The organism is Carnobacterium sp. ISL-102, from assembly GCF_018612935.1.
In the GTDB taxonomy this organism is placed as follows: Bacteria; Bacillota; Bacilli; order Lactobacillales; family Carnobacteriaceae; genus Carnobacterium_B; species Carnobacterium_B alterfunditum.
Map to the genome: position 1 here is coordinate 1 of NZ_JAGGRF010000039.1, position 17,907 is coordinate 17,907.

Below are 17,907 nucleotides of genomic sequence, written 5' to 3' on the forward strand. Positions count from 1 at the left end.
GCTTCCTTTTTTAGAACCTCGATTTGGCAGCGTTCGGCATAAGAAAGGTGTTTTCCCTTACGTGAATCTATGTTATTCTTAGTTTGCGTCATGTGAATTCATCCTTGTCTATTGAGAGTTAGTGGTAACTTCAATATAACATGAAATTCACGTGGCGTTTTTTTTAGTTAGCGGTGGCTAACTTCATTATAAAATCCGCCATAATTTATTATATAAGTTTAACACTAAACTTTCTTTAAGTGATCATTAACGCATTAGAAAAAAATTGAACCGCTCATGAATGTAGTAAAATCATGAGCGATCCATTTTTTATTAAACAACAAATAAAGAAGTCGGTGCAACTGGATCAGTATCAAGTACTAAAAATTTATCCTCTACTCCAGTTTCTTTTTCCTTTAAAATACTCACAGCAGTCATATGAGCCAATTCTTTTAAATTATTATCTTTACTTAAATGACCCAAATACACTCTTTTAGTAGCATCTCCTATAATTTCAGCTAAAGCTAATGCACCATCTTCATTTGAAAGATGCCCCTTATCTCCCAAGATACGTTGCTTTAAATGCCATGGGTAATTGCCCATACGCAGCATCTCAAGATCATGGTTGCTCTCAAATAGGTAAGCATCTGCATTCGAAACAATGCCTCTCATACGATCACTAACATAGCCCGTATCCGTTAACATCACAAAACGCTTATTATTCTTATGAAAACTATAAAATTGAGGAGCGATCGCATCATGTGAAACGCCAAAGCTTTCAATATCTATATCCCCAATAGTCATTGTTTTGCCCATTTCAAACAAGTATTTTTGTTCTGTTTTGATCGTACCAATAATAGGTGACATAGCTTCCCAAGTTTGTTCATTTGCATAAACATCTAAATGATATTTCCTAGCTAACACACCAACTCCATGGACATGATCTCGGTGTTCATGTGTTACTAAAATACCATCTAAATCAGCAATATCGCGATCTACTTTTTTTAATAATTCTGTTATTTTTTTCCCACTTAATCCACTGTCTACTAATAGTTTCTTTTTTTCAGATTCTATATAAGTAACATTTCCAGAACTTCCACTAGCAAGAATACTGACCTTTAAACCGTTGTTTTCTTTGGATATCATTTGAAAATCCTCCTCTATTACCTTTATCATTTTACATCAAACTTATTTAAATTCAAGTTTTCACAACGCAAAAAGACCCAAAGTAAAAGGTTTAACTTCAAGCTGCCACTTGTACCTCTTACTTTAGGGTCTATCATTTTTAGTGTTGCTAAATAAATTAAATTACTCACCCAAAATTTATGGAGGAATAGAGTTGCTTGTAGCTATGCATAGGATTCAATGAGAATTATAAACCGTTAACGCTTCAGCGATTACGGTTTATTTGAAGCTTGAAAATCTGTAAGACTACAGGCTTACAGACGTTCCCATAGCTTCACCAGCAAATACGTCTATTCCAGAAGAAATTTTATTTGGAAGCATCTACACCATTTGACCTAGAGCCTTACTTTGAGTCTAACTATAACATAACTACAAAAAATTCTTTGGTTGCTGACATGATCAGAAGTCCTAGTTAGTCTTTATCTCTTCTTCTACAACGGCTTCTTTAATAGTTGCTTCTTCATTCATATTAGAGCGAATAATACTGCCACTGAGAGCATCTACTCGTTTATACTCTATTGTTCCACTATTTGTAACTTCAACATACCATACCGGTGCATACATACTTAGTTTTTCTAACAAGAGCGTTTTAGAATAAGTTAATACTGGTTTTTTAACCGTCGCACTTGCTGGTATTTCATCATTTTGGTATAAAATCTCAACCGCATTTTTATCTGTAATCAATTTTCGGCTTTCTCCTTGAACCGTAACAGGACCTGCAAACGTTTGGTCATAGGAAATGACCTGTTTCTTATTATTTAAATGAAATACGATCTCCGATGTACCATCTGCAATCGGGATATTATTCGCAATTTGGGTATACTTTATTTTTTGATCAGCTGAATTGTAACTAAAGTACCGGTAATTTTTACCAAATAAAACTTGATCACTTATTACAAATTCATCTAATAATTTAATATCTTCCTCTGTTATTTCCATCTCTTCTGATAAAGCCAACGGATTAGAAAGCAAACTACTATAAAGCGAGCCATCTTCTTCGACTGTCCCAGAACGATTTTTTAATTGATCAACATTATCTTCCAGTAAATTATTGGTTTCAGCTTGAACATAAGGAACTTTATTTTCAATTTCCGAAAAATTTGGTAACTGAATATTCTCATTTTCCATTTCTTCAATAAAATCAATTTCTTGATTTGAACTGCTAGTATAATAACTTTTATTTTTGTCGAAATACGTGAAAATTAAAAATGTATTTAAAAAAAGAAAAGTAATAATAAAAATAATTTGAATCCGTTTAAAATCCATCTTATTGGCCTCCTTCTTCATTTAGAAGCAGGCTCTGTGCAATTTCCCAAGTGCCGTCAATATTGACATACCAGTTAGGTTCTAAATTGATGACACGGTCTGATTCAGTGCTATTTGTCCACGTATAGCCAACTTTTATATCATCAATTTCTGCACTATCGTAGCCATATTCTACTAAAGCATCCAAGATACTTGCTCCACTCTGAAGTGTTTTTCGTTCTTCAACATCGGAAATCGGCGTTTGTGCAATGACTAAAGGAACTTGTAATCGTGATAAACCATCTTCAACAACTGTAATATGTGTAGTTCCGTAATCAGAGCCATCACTGAATACAGGAAATCCTTCAATATAACGACGATAAGTGACTTCTCTTGTTGAATCATTATAGCCAAAATAATGGACCGCAGAAGCCCAATTTTCGTATTGGATCATTTGATTGTAACTTGATCTTAGGGTTTCGGTAATCGATAATTTATTTTCAGCGTTCCGATTTCTATAATAAGTTAAAATATCTGTGTCTTCGTTGATTTGTAATTCACTGACGTAATCGTTATAACTAACAATATTATCAGTATTATCACTATTTTCTCTAACTTCTGAAGTATCATCGAATAAACGTTCAATAAATAATTGATTTGCTTGTCTCTCAACCAAATAACTTAAATAGGGCAACTCAATTTCCTCTATTGACGTATAAATTTGCTCGCCTTCTTCAAGAACAGCTGTTGCCAAATAAGATTTAGCACTATCAGCGCTCAATACCTCATCTATCTTTTTCTGATTGATTCCTTCGATCGATTCGCTATAAAACAATTTCGAATGCGTATTGTAAAAATATATTTGATTTGAGTCATTTTCTAAAAAGAATATACGATTAAAGGCACGGTCCTGATACTCTCCTGCAAGATCATTAAATCTATCCGCAAATATACCAAAAGAAATATTTTCTACAAAAATCATCTCTAATGCATTGGATTCGCTTAACCGTTCTTTATATTCTTCATTGGTTAATTCAATAGGTTCATCTAAAGTGTCTACTTTCCAACTAGCCATTTCTTTAGTCAAAGAATTTACTACATCAGTTTGAGTAAAGATATTTATCGCTTCATTTTTATGGAGCGCTATTTGAACCGGTCCAAATACTTCAGATACCTTTCGCTCAATTGAAACAGAAGAGGTCGTTCCTTGACTTGTGTTCGTCTCTTCATTAAATTGACTAGGCATAGTCCAAATAATAAAAGTTAAAAAAAGACTCAACGTAATAAGAGATACTAAAAAAATATTTAAAATCACATTTTTTTTCATTCCCAATCATCCTCCTGATACGGAAGATAAGGCAATGAGATATAAAAAGTTGTTCCTTTTCCTTCCGTGCTTTCGACCCATATTTTACCTTTATGTTTTTGAACGACTTCTTTAGATATTGCTAAACCTAATCCGGTTCCGCCCATAGAACGGGCCCGCGCTTTATCGACTCTAAAGAAACGGTCAAATACATTTGCTAAATCTCGTTTTGGTATACCAAGACCTTCATCACTTATGCTAAAGATCACGCTATCATTTGTTTCATTAAGTCCACATGTAATCGTTCCTCCATCTGGAGAATATTTAATAGCATTGTTCATAATATTGTCTAAAACTTGGATCATTTTATCTGCATCGACCTCTACCCATAATTTACTTTTCGTAAATTCTCTTTTGATAGAAAAATTTTTCTTAGACTTATCAGAAGACTTTATCATCATTTCAAAGCGTCTGATAACATGATCAAACAATTCATTTACATTGAGGTATTCTAAATCTAATGTTTCTTTATTAGAATCCATACGTGACAGATCTAATAGATCCTTGATCATACGGATCATGCGATCAGTCTCTTCTTGTGTTACTTGTAAAAATTGTGGAGCAATTTCTGGATCTTTCCAAGCACCATCTAGCAATGCTTCTAAATAACTTCTCATACTTGTCAAAGGTGTTCTTAATTCATGTGATACATTAGAAACAAATTCTTTCCGTTCATTATCAATTTTCTCTTGTTTCGTTACATCATGCAGCACACATACGATACCACTAATAAAGCCAGTTTCTCTTTGAATAAGGGTGAATTCACCTCTGAGAGTAACCAACATCTCTTCAGTTGAGAAGTCTAATGAGATCACATCTTCATTTTCCAGTAATTTACGCAAGGTATATTCCTTATCTATTTTCAATACTTTTAAGATTGAAACACCTAGTGCCATTTCCTGGGAAATATTCAGCATTTCCATTGCTTTATCATTAATAATAACAATGATCCCTCTTCGATCTGTTGCTATAACGCCATCTGTCATATGAGTCAACACACTATTTAGACGTCTTCGTTCAGATTCAGTTGTTTCTTGTGCTTCTTCAACTTTCGTCGACAGATCATTGATTGCAGTAGACAAAACACCTAATTCATCTTTGCTATACACTTTAACTTGTCCTGAGTAATCTCCGTCAGCCATCTGAATCGTTTGTTGCGTCATTTCAGTAATGGGTTTTGTTATTGCCCGGGAAATAAATAACGCTAAAATAACTGTTATTGCTACTGCTACTAAAGAAGAATTAAGGAAAATAAGGGTTATTTCACTTATTTGTTCATAGACACTCTCGATATTGGTTGTTAATGCTATTACTCCAAGTATTTCATTTGACCCATCGCTTGCAATAATAGGAGAAACCAACTTCCAGATTCGGTCGTTGGTCGCTTGGTCTTTATATTGGCTTGTAACTGTATTTCCCAGTAACAAAGCCTGATGGACATCTTTTTCATTCGTTTTACTGCCAACAATATTTTGTTGTGTACTATTACTTGTTCCTAATACATAATGTTGAGCATCTATGATCTGAACTTCTAAAATACCATTTCCAGAAAAATCTTCAATCAATTTTGAAATCTCTTGACTGTCTTTTGCTGTTTCATCATCTAACAAAATGGGTTGGATCGTGTTATCTAAAAATCCAACTTGAAGCCCTTTTTCTTCTTGGAAATTAGTGACCAATTGAGTTTCTAATTGCCTAACAAAATAAGTTCCAATCAATTCTAATGCAACTAATAGCAAAACAATGAAAACAAAAATTATCTTAAAATCAATGGATTGAAAAAAAGCGATTTTTTTCTTCATGAAACATTACTCCTGTTCAGGATTTCTTAAATAGTAGCCCACTCCACGTCTTGTAACAAGCCATGTTGGGTGACTGGGGTTATCTTCTATTTTTTCTCTTAATCTTCTAACCGTTACATCTACTGTCCTTACGTCACCAAAGTAATCATAGCCCCATACAGTCTGCAGTAGATGTTCTCTGGTCATAACTTGACCTAAATGTTTAGCTAAATAGTGCAGTAATTCAAATTCACGGTGCGTTAGTTCAATTGTTGCTCCCCTTTTAGAAACAATGTAAGCATCTGGATGAACCGTCAAGGCTCCTACTTCAATATCATTCGTTTCAACTTCTTCAACAACAAGCGTTTTTGCATTATCATGTCGTCTTAAGTTTGCTTTTACACGTGCTGTCAGCTCTCTATTTGAAAACGGTTTCGTCACATAGTCATCAGCACCTAGCTCTAATCCAAGAACTTTATCAATTTCTGAATCTTTTGCTGTGACCATGATAATAGGCATATCATGATTTTTACGTACTTCTCGACAAACTTCTAGTCCATCTTTTTTTGGCAGCATTAAATCTAAAATAATAAGATCTGGTAAGACCTCTTCTACTTTTTCTAACGCTTCTTCTCCATCATATGCTGTGAATACTTCATAGCCTTCTTTTGTTAAATTAAATTTGACGATATCTGAAATTGGTTTCTCATCATCAACTACCAATATTTTTTTCAAAATGAGACCTCCTTAGAGTTTCTTTTTTTAAATCAACTTGCTCCAACTTTTTAATTGAGTTTGATTTTTAGTCTATTTTACTATAGATTGACACACGGTCCTACCTTACATTATACCGAACATAAGATGAGAGTGCAAAAAACACCATTAAGGGTTTGATATAGTCTCTTAATTTAGAGAAAAATACAGATGCGGTTTTTAATATCCTTCAATCGTTAAAGCAATCGTTTTTCTGGCTTGAGCTTCGACTTCGTTATTTGGTTTGAAAACATACCGATAATTTTCATTTCCCCCATTTATGACGACGACAGGAATAAATAGTCGACAACCTCTGCTGGTAAGGTATTCTTTATCAAATTTCACTAAAGGTTCTCCTTGTTTTACTACCATGCCTTTTTTTAAATTGGTTTTGAAGCCTGCTCCATTTAGCGTTACTGTATCTAACCCAACATGAACTAAAACTTCTAATCCGTCTTCTGTACGGATTTCAAATGCATGTAAAGCATCGGCTACTTGAAACAATTTTCCACCAATGGGGGCATAGACTACATCTGAAGTCGGAATCATGGCAAAACCTTCTCCTATCATTTTTTCAGAAAAAACCAGATCAGGTACTTCTTCTATAGGTATTATACTGCCATCCGTTACGGCTACCAATAGTGCTTTTTTCTTCACTACTATTTCTTTTTGTACTTCTTGACTTGAAGATAAGCTCATTCAAATAATCCTCCAATTGTTTAACTCTTTTTTATTAATCATCAAAATCCATCTACTCTTTATTTTATCTTTAATTGTACCGGATTCTACTCCTTTTGACTATCTTTTATAAAAAAACAAAAATTCTAGTTGCTTATCTAAATCTAATTTTTTTCTGCTGTTGTAATTTTCATAATAATGCGATTTCATTTTATTTGGATATTCCTATTATTAATGGTATTCTATAGAAAATAAAGATGAATGAATTATTCATTGATAAATTAAATAGGTGATTTACTTGCTTTCGTTTTCAGTTAAACCTATTTGTTAAACCTATTTTAATGAAAGGAGCGTAAAAGCTAAAATGTCAATCGAATTTATCATAGCTATTGGTATCATGGTTTTGGCCTTAGTTGCTTTGATTACTGTCGGGATACTCATGGGTAAAAAAGTAGGAAGTTTAATGAAAGAAATCAATTCAACTCAAACTACTGTTCAAGATCAAATAAACCATTTCACAAAAGAAGCAGATGCTATAAAAAGTACGGTAGATCACATGACTACTCAAGTAGATGGCATGGCAAAAGATGTAGCTGTTAAACAAACTTATCTTTCTGAATTTACTCAGACAACAGCTGCATTTGGAGAATCGATCAATGATTTAAAACAAAATAGCACTAAAGCCGTTTCACAATTTTTCTCTAGCTCGAACAAAAAAGCACCTGATACTCCTCCTAGAATAACCAAAGTAGGAAAAACAGCTTTAAATATGTACCAAAACAGAAAAAAAAGAACAAAAAAACGTTTTTCATTTAACTAAATTAAACCAACTTAGAAAAGAGGAATTACATTATGGCTAATAGCTTTACTAGAACTTTATTCGTAGGCGCTGCTGCTGCAGTTACTGCTTTACTACTCGCTCCTAAATCGGGAAAAGAATTACGCAAAGATCTAAAAATTCAAGCAAACGATTTAAAAGATCAAGCAATGGACCAAGTAAACAGTTTTACCGAAGAAGTAAAACAAAGCTACAAAGAAGTTGAAGAAGAGATCAGCTATACTGATCCTGAATTAGCTGCTACTATCGAAGATATTGCGGCCGATTTAAACATACCTTCTGAAACAATTGAGGACTTAGAAGTTACCGATACGGTAGAAGTTCCACCAATATCTGTAGTTGAAGATCTATCTGATGCTCCTGATTTATCTGTTGAAGATAGACGCGGACAATTATAAACAAAAAAATAGGATAGGGACAAATTGTCCCTATCCTATTTTTTTGTCGTCAAACGATCATGCTAAAGCTTATTACAAAAAGTATACCTCTGATTGCTTTATACTGCTGATTTTACCGTTTGTTCTTCTCTTTCGACCCATACTGACAAAGAGCCTGCTTCAACGATAAAATGTCCATTACCTGCTTCATCAATGGTTACCGCCTCTGTACAATTGCCCAGATAATCTTCGTATACAAGTCCGCTTTTTTCTTTACCTACAAACATATCTTTATATCCAGCTTCACTATTTGAAATAACTACAGCACACCCTTTTGGATGCTCTTCATTTCCTGAACGAGTCCAACCCATGCAATTTTCGTGATCAAAATAATCCGTTTGAACTCCATAAGCAAAGTTCTTTTTAAGATACAATAATTTATCGATCACTTCTCGTTGGGGCTCGATTGGGTCATCTCCTTTAATACCATAATAATCACCATAAAATAAAACAGGGTAGCCTTTTTCCATTAATAAGATGATGCCATAAGCTATAGGTTTAAACCATGGCTCTAAAAATGATTCAAGCGATTGATCCGGTTGTGAGTCATGATTATCCACAAACGTCACCGCATGCATAGGATGTTCTTTTATTAATGTCCGGTCAAATAATTGTCTTAAATCAAATCCATTGCCCTGCTTTGAAGCTTGTTCTAATTGATGATGTAAACCAACATCAAATAAATCCAACTTGTAATCTTGACTATCCAAATAACTATTTAAACTTGCATATTCTTGATCCCAGTATTCTCCAACAATAAAGAACTGTTTCCCAAATTTAGCTTCAATACTTTCGCGTAACTCGTAAATAAATTTTTCGTTTATGTGTTTAACTGCATCTAGCCTGAATCCATCTACTCCTGTTTCTTCAATGAACCAATTTGCCCATTTTTTTATTTCTTTAATGACATCAGGATGGCTATAATCGATATCAGCATACATCAAGTAGTCGTAATTCCCATATTCATCATCTACAGTTGCATTATCTGCCCAGCCTTTATTTTGACCTTCAATACGATAAATAGCTTTTTTTTCATTTTCTTGATTGTAATCTGTTCCAGAAAAATGATGCCAATGCCACTGAAAATCAGAATATTTTCCTTTTCTACCAGGAAAAGTAAACTCGGTCCATCCTTCAATTTCATAGGGGTCACTGATCGGTTGATTGCGATCATCTGGATCTACTTCAATTACTTTAAATCGTTCCGTTTTATCTGCACCAGCTTTATGATTTAAAACCACGTCAGCATAAACTTGTATCTCATATTTATGCAGCTCATCGATGGCTGCGATAAGTTCTTCTTTGGTGCCATACTTCGTACGCACAGTCCCTTTTTGATCAAATTCTCCTAAATCGTATAAATCATAGATGCCATATCCATTGTCTTGTGTTCCTGTACCTTTAAAACATGGTGGGATCCACACACTAGTCACTCCAATTTCGCTTAAGTGTTTTGCGTCATCTTTTAATCTTTTCCAATGATTTCCATCATCTTCTAAATGCCATTCAAAATACTGCATCATTACCCCATTTTTAAACATTCTTATTCATCCCTTCTAAAACTAACTACTATCATTCATCATTTTTTAACAGACTAGTTTTATACTTTTTAAAATCTGGATTTTTAGTGCGATTCAAATTATTTTACCATCTTTCGTTTAGAAAGAATAATAAAAAGCTCTTTTATAGAACGCATTAATCGACAACTGATTCTGGAACAAGTATAGTTATATTATCAAATAAAGGAGGTTATCTAGATGAAAGCATTGGACAGTATTGTTTTAGCATTGCTTATTGTAGGAGGTCTAAATTGGCTATTGGTGGGACTCTTTGAATTTGATCTTGTTGCAACACTTTTTGGTGGACAAACGTCATTATTGGCAAAAATTGTTTATATTGTCGTTGGTCTATGTGCCCTATATTCCTTGAAGTTTTTCCCTTTGTTAGCCTCAAAACACAGAAATTAAAACTACTATGCCAAATAAAAAGGAACGCAACAGTTCATTGTTGCGTTCCTTTTTTTCGTATTTAATTGATTTTTCTAACCAAGAGCTACATCTAAGATCATCATGATCGTAAAACCGATCATCAACCACATAGAAGCTAAATCTCTGTTGCCATTTTCTTGTGAACCGGGTATAACTTCTTCGGCAACAACAAAGATCATGGCTCCAGCTGCAAAGCTTAAAGCATATGGAAGCATTGGTTCCATTACGGTAACAGCTAACACCCCTAATACAGCAGCAATCGGTTCAACGACTCCCGAAAGTTGACCGTAGTAGAAACTTTTAGCCCTGGACATGCCATCTCGTCTTAAAGGCATCGCAACAGCTGTTCCTTCTGGGAAATTTTGAATTCCCATACCAATCGCTAAAGCAAGTGCTCCAGCGATCGAAGCTTCTGGATTACCCGTTGCAACGGACCCAAAGGCAACCCCAACAGCTAGACCCTCAGGTATATTATGCATTGTAATCGCTAGAACCAATAATGTACTGCGTTTTCTTTTTTGAGGGTTAACACCTTCAGCTTCTGATGGAGGCATACTAGGGCTTAAATGGGGCAAGACATTATCTGCACTCCATAAAAAGATACCGCCTAACATGAAACCAACAGCAGCAGGCACCCATCCTGGCACCGGACCGCTTTCAGCCATTGAGATAGCTGGTGCTAAAAGCGACCAAAAACTGGCAGCAATCATTACGCCACCTGCAAAACCAAGCATACCATCCATTAATTTTTGGTTGACCTTCTTGGTAGTGAATACTAAAGATGCTCCTAAAGCTGTCATTCCCCACGTAAATAGCGATGCAAGCAGCGCTTGCACTATCGGACTTAATGAACTAAAAAAATCAATCAATCACTTCACTCCTCATGTATTTTATTCTTCGTATTTTAGTTTACTGCTCTTCTCTTTTTTTTACAAACTGCTGATGATTGCTATATTTAGCAAATAAAAAATTTTTTTTATTTTATATCATTTATTGAACGTTTCCATTACTTATGTTTAGGTAACTAGTCAATAAAAAAATAATATCTATACTGACATAAGTTGTATTTTAATCTAATAAAAATTTTATTTTACAACTGCTGATCAAGCAGACTACTGCAATGCTGGGCTGTAAACTGTAGGTCCCATCTAGATTTTTCATTTTATTTAAGGTGTTGATCGTTGATTTTTAACTAAGCCGTATTCCAAAAAAAAAAGAGACGCAACAAATGTTTTCAAAATGCTTTCGCACCAACATTTGTCCGTCTCGTGGGTTTGGCACCCAATGGGATGTGGGGGGCTCGAACCCTCGACCCGCTGATTAAGAGTCAGCTGCTCTACCAACTGAGCTAACACCCCTTTTTTCTTACAAGGTACATTTTAACACATTTTTATACTTTTATGTGAAAAATTAAAAAGTATATTGTTCTTCTAAAGCTTATCATGCAAAAAAAATTAACCAAACAAAAGGAAATCTTTTGTTTGGTTAATCGATCAGTTATTAAATTTGTGCCCAAACACTTTCTAAAATATTTGTTTGTTCACGGTCAGGTCCAACTGAGAATGTTGAAATACGGACGCCGACTAATTCAGAAATACGGTGTACATAATTCCTTGCATTTTCAGGAAGCTCTGCTAAAGTACGGCATGCTGTGATATCTTCGCTCCAACCTGGTAATTCTTCATAGATTGGCGTACATTCAGCTAACTCTTTTAAGCTTGCTGGGTAATACAGAATTTCTTCTCCATTACGTTCGTAAGCAGTACAAATTTTAACCGTTTCTAATCCACTTAAAACGTCGATTGAATTCAAAGAAAGATTCGTAATACCAGATACTCGTTTTGAATGACGCATCACTACAGTATCAAACCAACCAATACGACGCGGACGTCCAGTAGTTGTACCGTATTCACGACCAATATCACGGATTCGTTGTCCTACTTCATCAAATAATTCAGTTGGGAATGGACCATCTCCCACACGTGAAGTGTAAGCTTTACATACTCCGACTACTTTATCGATTTTTGAAGGACCAACACCACTGCCGATGGTCACTCCACCAGCCACTGGGTTAGAAGAAGTAACAAATGGATATGTACCTTGGTCAATATCCAACATAACCCCTTGAGCCCCTTCAAATAATACACGTTTGCCATCGTCTAAAGCATCGTTTAAGACTACTGAAGTATCGCAAACATACTGTTTGATTTGTTGTCCATATTGGTAATATTCTTCAAAAATATCTTCAAATTCAATTGCTGTAGAATCATACATTTTTACAAAACTACGATTTTTTTCTTCTAGATTGATACGTAAACGTTCTTCAAAAATATCTTTATCTAATAGGTCAGCCATTCGGATACCAATACGAGCCGCTTTATCCATGTAAGCTGGGCCAATACCTTTGATTGTTGTTCCGATTTTTTGATCGCCTTTAGAATCTTCTTGCAATTGATCTAATTGAATATGATACGGTAAAATAACATGTGCTCGATCAGATATACGCAAATTATCTGTTGTTATTCCTCTTTCATTTAAATAAGCTAACTCTTTAATAAGCGCTTTAGGATTTACGACAACACCATTTCCAATGACACTGATTTTGTCTTTATAAAAAATACCCGATGGAATTAAATGTAATTTATACGTTTCACCATCAAATTGAATCGTATGTCCGGCATTATCGCCACCTTGGTAACGTGCAATTACTTCAGCATTTTCACTTAAAAAATCTGTGATCTTACCTTTTCCTTCATCGCCCCACTGTGTACCTACTACTACTACTGAAGACACATGAACACCTCATTACTTTTTTTTTTACCCAAATACTTATTAATTCTATCAGTAAATGTTTATTGTTTCAACAAATAAACGAATATTTCATTTTATTTTAACTAAAAAACCAGAAATAGACGAACATTTTTTTATAAAAAATCAAAAAAAAAGACAATATACGAACAATCTATTGTTCAGTATCCTAAAAATCAGATTTTTATGAACTCATCTAACTTTTTGGGATCACATCAATAGTCCGTATTAGTCTTTTTTAACGTTGAGCCAGATCATCTGGATAATAGCTTAACGAAGAAAATTTATTGTATTCTTTTATAAATAAAAGTTTAACTGTACCCCTTGCACCACTTCTGTTTTTTTCAATAATAACTTCTATCACATTATCTTCGCCTGGTTCATGGTCTTCGTCTTCTTCGCCGCCTTCACGATCATAATAATCATCACGGTACAAAAAAGCTACTATATCAGCATCTTGTTCAATAGAACCCGATTCACGAATATCGCTTAATACTGGGCGTTTATCTTGACGTTGTTCAACACCACGAGATAATTGAGACAATGCAATCACAGGTACTTTTAGTTCTTTCGCTAATTTTTTTAGTTGACGAGAAATTTCAGAAACTTCTTGTTGCCTACTTTCACGCCCAGTTCCTTCAATCAACTGCAGGTAATCAATTAACACTAAACCAAGATTTCCTTTTTCTTGTTTTAGTCGGCGACATTTAGCACGGATTTCAGCGATCCTGATTCCGGGTGTATCATCAATATAAATATTGGCTTTTGACAAACTACCCATAGCTACGATCAGACTTTGCCATTCTTCTTCTGATAATGTTCCAGTTCTTAAATGACCGGCATCAATACTGCCTTCCGCACAAAGCATACGATTGACAAGCGATTCAGCACCCATTTCTAAGCTAAAAATAGCAACTGTTTCATCCGTCTTAGTTCCAATATTTTGAGCAATGTTTAAAGCAAATGCTGTTTTCCCTACTGCTGGACGAGCAGCTAAAATAATCAGCTCTTCTTTTTGGAGGCCAGCTGTCATTTTATCTAATGCTTGGTAACCAGTCGGTAAACCAGTAATTTCCTCATTATTTTGATAAAGTTGATCTATTTGAGCAATAGAGCTGTTTAATACATCTGAAATGGCTAAAAAACCACTCCTATTACGCCTTTCAGATACTTCTAGGATACTGCGCTCTGCCTCGTCTAAAATCGTTGCAAGCTCGTCTCCTTCTTCATATCCTCTGGTAACAATATCTGTTGCTGTATGGATCAAATTTCTTAAAATAGCTTTTTGTTCTACTATTTTTGCATAATACTCCATATTGGCAGCCGTTGGAACAGAAACAGCCAGTTCAGCTAAGTAGGCCATTCCACCGACATCTTCTAACTGATTTCTAGATTCTAATGCATTGGTTACCGTAACAATATCGATGGCTTCGTTATGACCATTTAGTTCTAACATTGATTGAAAAATCAATTGATGTCCACGACGATAAAAATCTTTTGACTCGATAAATTCTAAAGCACCAACAACAGTATCCGGGTCTAAAAATATGGAACCTAATACAGCTTGTTCAGCTTCTATACTCTGCGGCGGTAAGCGGTCTTGAAAAGCTTCTTGTGCCAATAGATCCTCTCCCTTTCACTATCAATACTACGATTATTTTCCTTAAACTAATTGGATTCAATTCTATTATTCTACCTTAAAAATATAAGAAATACAATCCATCAAAAAGAACGCTCGTTCCTTTCTGATGGATCTAAATAAAAAAACATTTGGCTCTTATACTAAGGAGCCAAATGTTTTACTTTTCATACTAATTTAACCTTCTGGTACTACTCTGACCGTTATAGTAGCGACCACTTCCGGGTGGATCTTCACATCGATTTTCATTGATGCTAAGCTTCTAATAGGAACCGGCAACTCAATTTTACGTTTATCTAGTTTAATATTTAATTGTTTTTCAGCAGCAGCAGCTATTTGTTTAGTTGTAACAGATCCAAATAAACGCCCATCATCAGCAGCTTTTGATTTAATTTCAATCGCATTTTCTTCTTTTTCAAGAAATTCTTTTACCTTTTTAGATTCTTGTAAGATTTCTTCTTCTTTCTTTTCATCAGCTTTTATTTTTCCCTTTAATTCACTTACACTAGCTGATGTAGCTTCTTTAGCCAGATTGTTTTTTAATAGGAAGTTATGTGCATATCCATCTGCAACGTTCTTTATATCGCCTTTTTTGCCTTTACCTTTTACATCTGCTAAAAATATAACTTTCATAATTTTATTCCTCCTCTTGACTCTTTACAATAACATCTCGCAGCCATTCTTTTGCTTCTTTTATCGTTATGTCTTCTAACTGTGTAGCTGCATTGGATAAATGACCGCCACCACCTAGTTGTTCCATAATGACCTGTACGTTGATTTCACCCAAACTACGGGCACTGATGCCAATTTTTTTATCAGACCGCTTCGTTATAACAAATGCTGCGTCTACATTGGACATCGAAAGCATCGTATCGGCCGTTTGGGCTGCTACTACTGTATCATAAATACTGCCTTCTTCACCAATCGCAACTGCTATATTCTCAGTGATAAATTCAATCGTTTCGATCAAGTGGCTACGAAGAAGATACGTTTCTGTATCTTCTTTCAATAGTCGTTGGATCATAACAGCATCAGCACCGCAAGATCTTAAATAGCTCGCCGCATCAAACGTACGAGATCCTGTTCTAAGAGAAAAACTATTTGTATCTACAACAATTCCGCCTAATAAAGCAGTAGCTTCAATTTTATTGATTGGATCCGCTTCTTCTGATTGGTATTCAAACAGCTCAGTGATCAATTCAGCTGAAGATGACGCATAAGGTTCAATATAAACCAAAGCAGGATTATTTGGAAATCCTTCTCCACGACGATGATGATCAATAACTACTACTTTATTCGTCCGTGAAATCAGATCCGGTGCTATCCCCATAGAAGGACGATGGAAATCAACTAGTACAACTAAACTATTGACCGTAATCATTTGTTCTGCAACTGACGGCGTTATAATATAGCGGCTAATTTGATTATCTTTTTCAACTTCCTTCATTAATTTGGATATATCTTTACTAAACTCTTCTGGATTCACAATGATCCAGGCTTCTTTATTATTCATTTCAGCAATTCTTCTAATTCCTAAAGAAGAACCTATAGCATCTAAATCAGGATACTTATGTCCCATAATAAAAATTTGGTCAGATTGCTTTATTAGTTCCTGAAGTGCCTGACTGATCATTCTAGAACGAACACGCGTTCTTTTTTCCATTGGGTTTGTTTTTCCACCATAATAACGTGGTTCAATATCATAGCCCTTAACAACAACTTGGTCTCCACCTCTGCCTAAAGCTAAATCCAAGTTACTTTGAGCTAATTTAGACAATTCACTTAAATCCTCAGAACCATAGGCAATACCCATACTTATTGTTAAAGGGAAATTTTGTTTTGACGTTCTTTCCCTAATTTGATCGATGATACTGAATTTCTCTTCTTCCATCTTTTCTAAAGAGTTATAATGCATCATAACAATAAAACGATCTTCAGTGATCCGCTTTAAGTATACATGATGTAATTTTGCCCAATTTGATAGTTGCGTTGTTATAAAATTATCTAAATTAGATATGTTCCGATCCGTCATCCCTTGAGTGATTTCATCATGATTATCAACAAAGATATTTCCAACAACTATCTTTTCATCCTCATATTTTGATTGGATGATAGCGTATTCTGTGATGTCCATAAGGTATACAACTTTTATATCCTTCTGAATAATAATTTGGAAATATTTATCGCCCCACTTAGCTGTTTTCAAACCAGAATCTTGACTTTCTTTAACCAATGCGGCTAATTCACTATCAACATCTTCTAAATGCTTACCTAAAACTTCTTGATAACCCAAGTGTGATTGAAGATAGGGATTGATCCACTGCAATTGTAAGTTTTCATTAAATAACAGGATCCCAATTGGCATTTTTATAAGCGCTTCTTGTTCCCCACGTTTAATTCGAAAGGCTAAATCAGAAATATATTTTTTGTTTTCAATTGTCAATTTTTTCAACAAATCATACAACAAAAATAGTACTACTATAAAAATAACCAATAATGCTAAACCAATTCCAAAATTAGCGAAGAATCCCAGAATGATTGTACCTAATTGCAACGCTGCTATAATCGCTATAATAATTTGTATTTTTTTATCATTTAAGAATTCCGGAAGTTTTTCTTGAGATAGTTTCTTATTCATAACAGACTCCTTTTTCCATCTCTTTCCTGTTTAAAGTTCATTTACTATTTTACCACTTGTTACCCAAGTAGACAACTTGTTTCACATGAAACAAATCCAACTAAAAGTTTCACGTGAAACTTTTAGTTGAACTCTTTTTCTCATAAGAAAACATTCACACTTTTCAAAGGAACTAAAAAAACAAACGCTCCTTTAAAATTTCATTGAGGATGATTTCACTATATTGATATCAATGAGTTAGTTTTTCTAGAGTATCCTTCCCCAAGTGTATCTCAATATGTAAATTAAAAAGGAGCTGAGACATTTGCCTCAACTCCTTTCATTTTTTTATTGTTCGTCAGTTACGAAAGGTAATAATCCCATAATACGAGCACGTTTAATTGCTTTAGTTAATTTACGTTGATTTTTTGCGTACGTTCCAGTAACACGACGCGGTAAAATTCTACCTCTTTCAGAGATAAAACGTTTTAAAAGATCAACATCTTTATAGTCCACATGTTCGATATGGTTTGCTGCAAAGAAGTCAACTTTACGGCGTTTTTTGCCGCCTCTACGTTGTTGAGCCATTTCAT

16 protein-coding genes and 1 tRNA gene are annotated in these 17,907 nt (G+C 34.6%); 3 read left to right on the top strand and 14 right to left on the bottom strand.

Features of this window, described 5'->3' with window-relative positions:
* Positions 1–312 precede the first annotated feature (312 nt).
* The 6 genes from J7E16_RS10255 to J7E16_RS10280 all read right to left on the bottom strand — a co-directional run bounded on the left by J7E16_RS10255 (position 313) and on the right by J7E16_RS10280 (position 7,008).
* On the bottom strand, positions 313–1,125 hold the full coding sequence (locus tag J7E16_RS10255; RefSeq protein WP_251006165.1) for an MBL fold metallo-hydrolase: 813 nt from the start codon (positions 1,123–1,125) through the stop codon (positions 313–315).
* Between the two features lie 447 nt (positions 1,126–1,572).
* Positions 1,573–2,430, bottom strand: coding sequence for a two-component system regulatory protein YycI (locus J7E16_RS10260; RefSeq protein ID WP_034547108.1), 858 nt, complete (start codon positions 2,428–2,430; stop codon positions 1,573–1,575).
* 1 nt (position 2,431) lies between these two features.
* The gene (locus tag J7E16_RS10265; RefSeq protein WP_214891451.1) at positions 2,432–3,736 is read right to left on the bottom strand and encodes a YycH family regulatory protein; all 1,305 of its coding nucleotides are present in this window, start codon (positions 3,734–3,736) and stop codon (positions 2,432–2,434) included.
* Positions 3,733–5,577, bottom strand: a complete 1,845-nt coding sequence (gene walK / locus J7E16_RS10270) for a cell wall metabolism sensor histidine kinase WalK (protein ID WP_214891453.1) — start codon at positions 5,575–5,577, stop codon at positions 3,733–3,735. The genes J7E16_RS10265 and walK overlap by 4 nt, the downstream gene beginning before the upstream one ends.
* 6 nt (positions 5,578–5,583) lie before the next feature.
* Positions 5,584–6,291 (bottom strand): response regulator YycF, encoded by a 708-nt coding sequence (gene yycF, locus J7E16_RS10275; protein WP_214891455.1) that lies wholly within the window; start codon positions 6,289–6,291, stop codon positions 5,584–5,586.
* 198 nt (positions 6,292–6,489) lie between these two features.
* Positions 6,490–7,008 carry a PTS sugar transporter subunit IIA gene (locus J7E16_RS10280; RefSeq protein WP_214891457.1) on the bottom strand — a complete coding sequence of 173 codons (519 nt, stop codon included), beginning with the start codon at positions 7,006–7,008 and terminating at the stop codon, positions 6,490–6,492.
* A 343-nt stretch (positions 7,009–7,351) separates the two neighbouring features.
* Here J7E16_RS10280 and J7E16_RS10285 point away from each other — a divergent pair, with 343 nt between their 5' ends.
* Positions 7,352–7,807 (top strand): DUF948 domain-containing protein, encoded by a 456-nt coding sequence (locus J7E16_RS10285; RefSeq protein WP_214891459.1) that lies wholly within the window; start codon positions 7,352–7,354, stop codon positions 7,805–7,807.
* Between the two features lie 32 nt (positions 7,808–7,839).
* Positions 7,840–8,223: a YtxH domain-containing protein gene (locus tag J7E16_RS10290; protein ID WP_214891461.1), complete on the top strand. Its 384-nt coding sequence runs from the start codon at positions 7,840–7,842 to the stop codon at positions 8,221–8,223.
* A 98-nt stretch (positions 8,224–8,321) separates the two neighbouring features.
* On the opposite strand, the gene J7E16_RS10295 is transcribed toward J7E16_RS10290, so the two are convergent.
* Positions 8,322–9,803 carry an alpha-amylase gene (locus tag J7E16_RS10295; RefSeq protein WP_214891463.1) on the bottom strand — a complete coding sequence of 494 codons (1,482 nt, stop codon included), beginning with the start codon at positions 9,801–9,803 and terminating at the stop codon, positions 8,322–8,324.
* A 216-nt stretch (positions 9,804–10,019) separates the two neighbouring features.
* On the opposite strand from J7E16_RS10295, the gene J7E16_RS10300 reads away from it, so the two are divergent.
* Positions 10,020–10,229, top strand: coding sequence for a DUF378 domain-containing protein (locus tag J7E16_RS10300; protein ID WP_214891465.1), 210 nt, complete (start codon positions 10,020–10,022; stop codon positions 10,227–10,229).
* 74 nt (positions 10,230–10,303) lie between these two features.
* Here J7E16_RS10300 and J7E16_RS10305 read toward each other — a convergent pair whose 3' ends face one another.
* The 7 genes from J7E16_RS10305 to rpsR form a co-directional block, all read right to left on the bottom strand.
* Entirely contained in the window at positions 10,304–11,116 is an 813-nt protein-coding gene (locus tag J7E16_RS10305) for a ZIP family metal transporter (RefSeq protein ID WP_214891495.1), read from the bottom strand.
* A 419-nt stretch (positions 11,117–11,535) separates the two neighbouring features.
* Positions 11,536–11,608 (bottom strand) — tRNA-Lys (locus tag J7E16_RS10310).
* Positions 11,609–11,750: 142 nt separating this feature from the next.
* Positions 11,751–13,043, bottom strand: a complete 1,293-nt coding sequence (locus J7E16_RS10315; protein WP_214891466.1) for an adenylosuccinate synthase — start codon at positions 13,041–13,043, stop codon at positions 11,751–11,753.
* A gap of 253 nt (positions 13,044–13,296) precedes the next feature.
* Positions 13,297–14,679: a replicative DNA helicase gene (gene dnaB, locus J7E16_RS10320; protein ID WP_214891468.1), complete on the bottom strand. Its 1,383-nt coding sequence runs from the start codon at positions 14,677–14,679 to the stop codon at positions 13,297–13,299.
* A gap of 195 nt (positions 14,680–14,874) precedes the next feature.
* On the bottom strand, positions 14,875–15,330 hold the full coding sequence (gene rplI / locus J7E16_RS10325) for a 50S ribosomal protein L9 (protein ID WP_214891470.1): 456 nt from the start codon (positions 15,328–15,330) through the stop codon (positions 14,875–14,877).
* 4 nt (positions 15,331–15,334) lie between these two features.
* Positions 15,335–17,335, bottom strand: coding sequence for a DHH family phosphoesterase (locus J7E16_RS10330; RefSeq protein ID WP_214891472.1), 2,001 nt, complete (start codon positions 17,333–17,335; stop codon positions 15,335–15,337).
* A 327-nt stretch (positions 17,336–17,662) separates the two neighbouring features.
* Complete coding sequence (gene rpsR / locus J7E16_RS10335; protein ID WP_007724031.1) at positions 17,663–17,902, bottom strand: 30S ribosomal protein S18; 240 nt, start codon at positions 17,900–17,902, stop codon at positions 17,663–17,665.
* Positions 17,903–17,907: the final 5 nt, after the last annotated feature.

Bases quoted from the DNA above. Each gene is read 5' to 3' on its own strand.
- J7E16_RS10295 (WP_214891463.1), bottom strand. From the start codon at position 9,803: ATGTTTAAAAATGGGGTAATGATGCAGTATTTTGAATGGCATTTAGAA.
- J7E16_RS10330 (WP_214891472.1), bottom strand. From the start codon at position 17,335: ATGAATAAGAAACTATCTCAAGAAAAACTTCCGGAATTCTTAAATGAT.
- J7E16_RS10290 (WP_214891461.1), top strand. From the start codon at position 7,840: ATGGCTAATAGCTTTACTAGAACTTTATTCGTAGGCGCTGCTGCTGCA.
- J7E16_RS10300 (WP_214891465.1), top strand. From the start codon at position 10,020: ATGAAAGCATTGGACAGTATTGTTTTAGCATTGCTTATTGTAGGAGGT.
- J7E16_RS10265 (WP_214891451.1), bottom strand. From the start codon at position 3,736: ATGAAAAAAAATGTGATTTTAAATATTTTTTTAGTATCTCTTATTACG.
- J7E16_RS10260 (WP_034547108.1), bottom strand. From the start codon at position 2,430: ATGGATTTTAAACGGATTCAAATTATTTTTATTATTACTTTTCTTTTT.
- rplI (WP_214891470.1), bottom strand. From the start codon at position 15,330: ATGAAAGTTATATTTTTAGCAGATGTAAAAGGTAAAGGCAAAAAAGGC.
- J7E16_RS10285 (WP_214891459.1), top strand. From the start codon at position 7,352: ATGTCAATCGAATTTATCATAGCTATTGGTATCATGGTTTTGGCCTTA.
- rpsR (WP_007724031.1), bottom strand. From the start codon at position 17,902: ATGGCTCAACAACGTAGAGGCGGCAAAAAACGCCGTAAAGTTGACTTC.
- walK (WP_214891453.1), bottom strand. From the start codon at position 5,577: ATGAAGAAAAAAATCGCTTTTTTTCAATCCATTGATTTTAAGATAATT.
- J7E16_RS10280 (WP_214891457.1), bottom strand. From the start codon at position 7,008: ATGAGCTTATCTTCAAGTCAAGAAGTACAAAAAGAAATAGTAGTGAAG.
- J7E16_RS10255 (WP_251006165.1), bottom strand. From the start codon at position 1,125: ATGATATCCAAAGAAAACAACGGTTTAAAGGTCAGTATTCTTGCTAGT.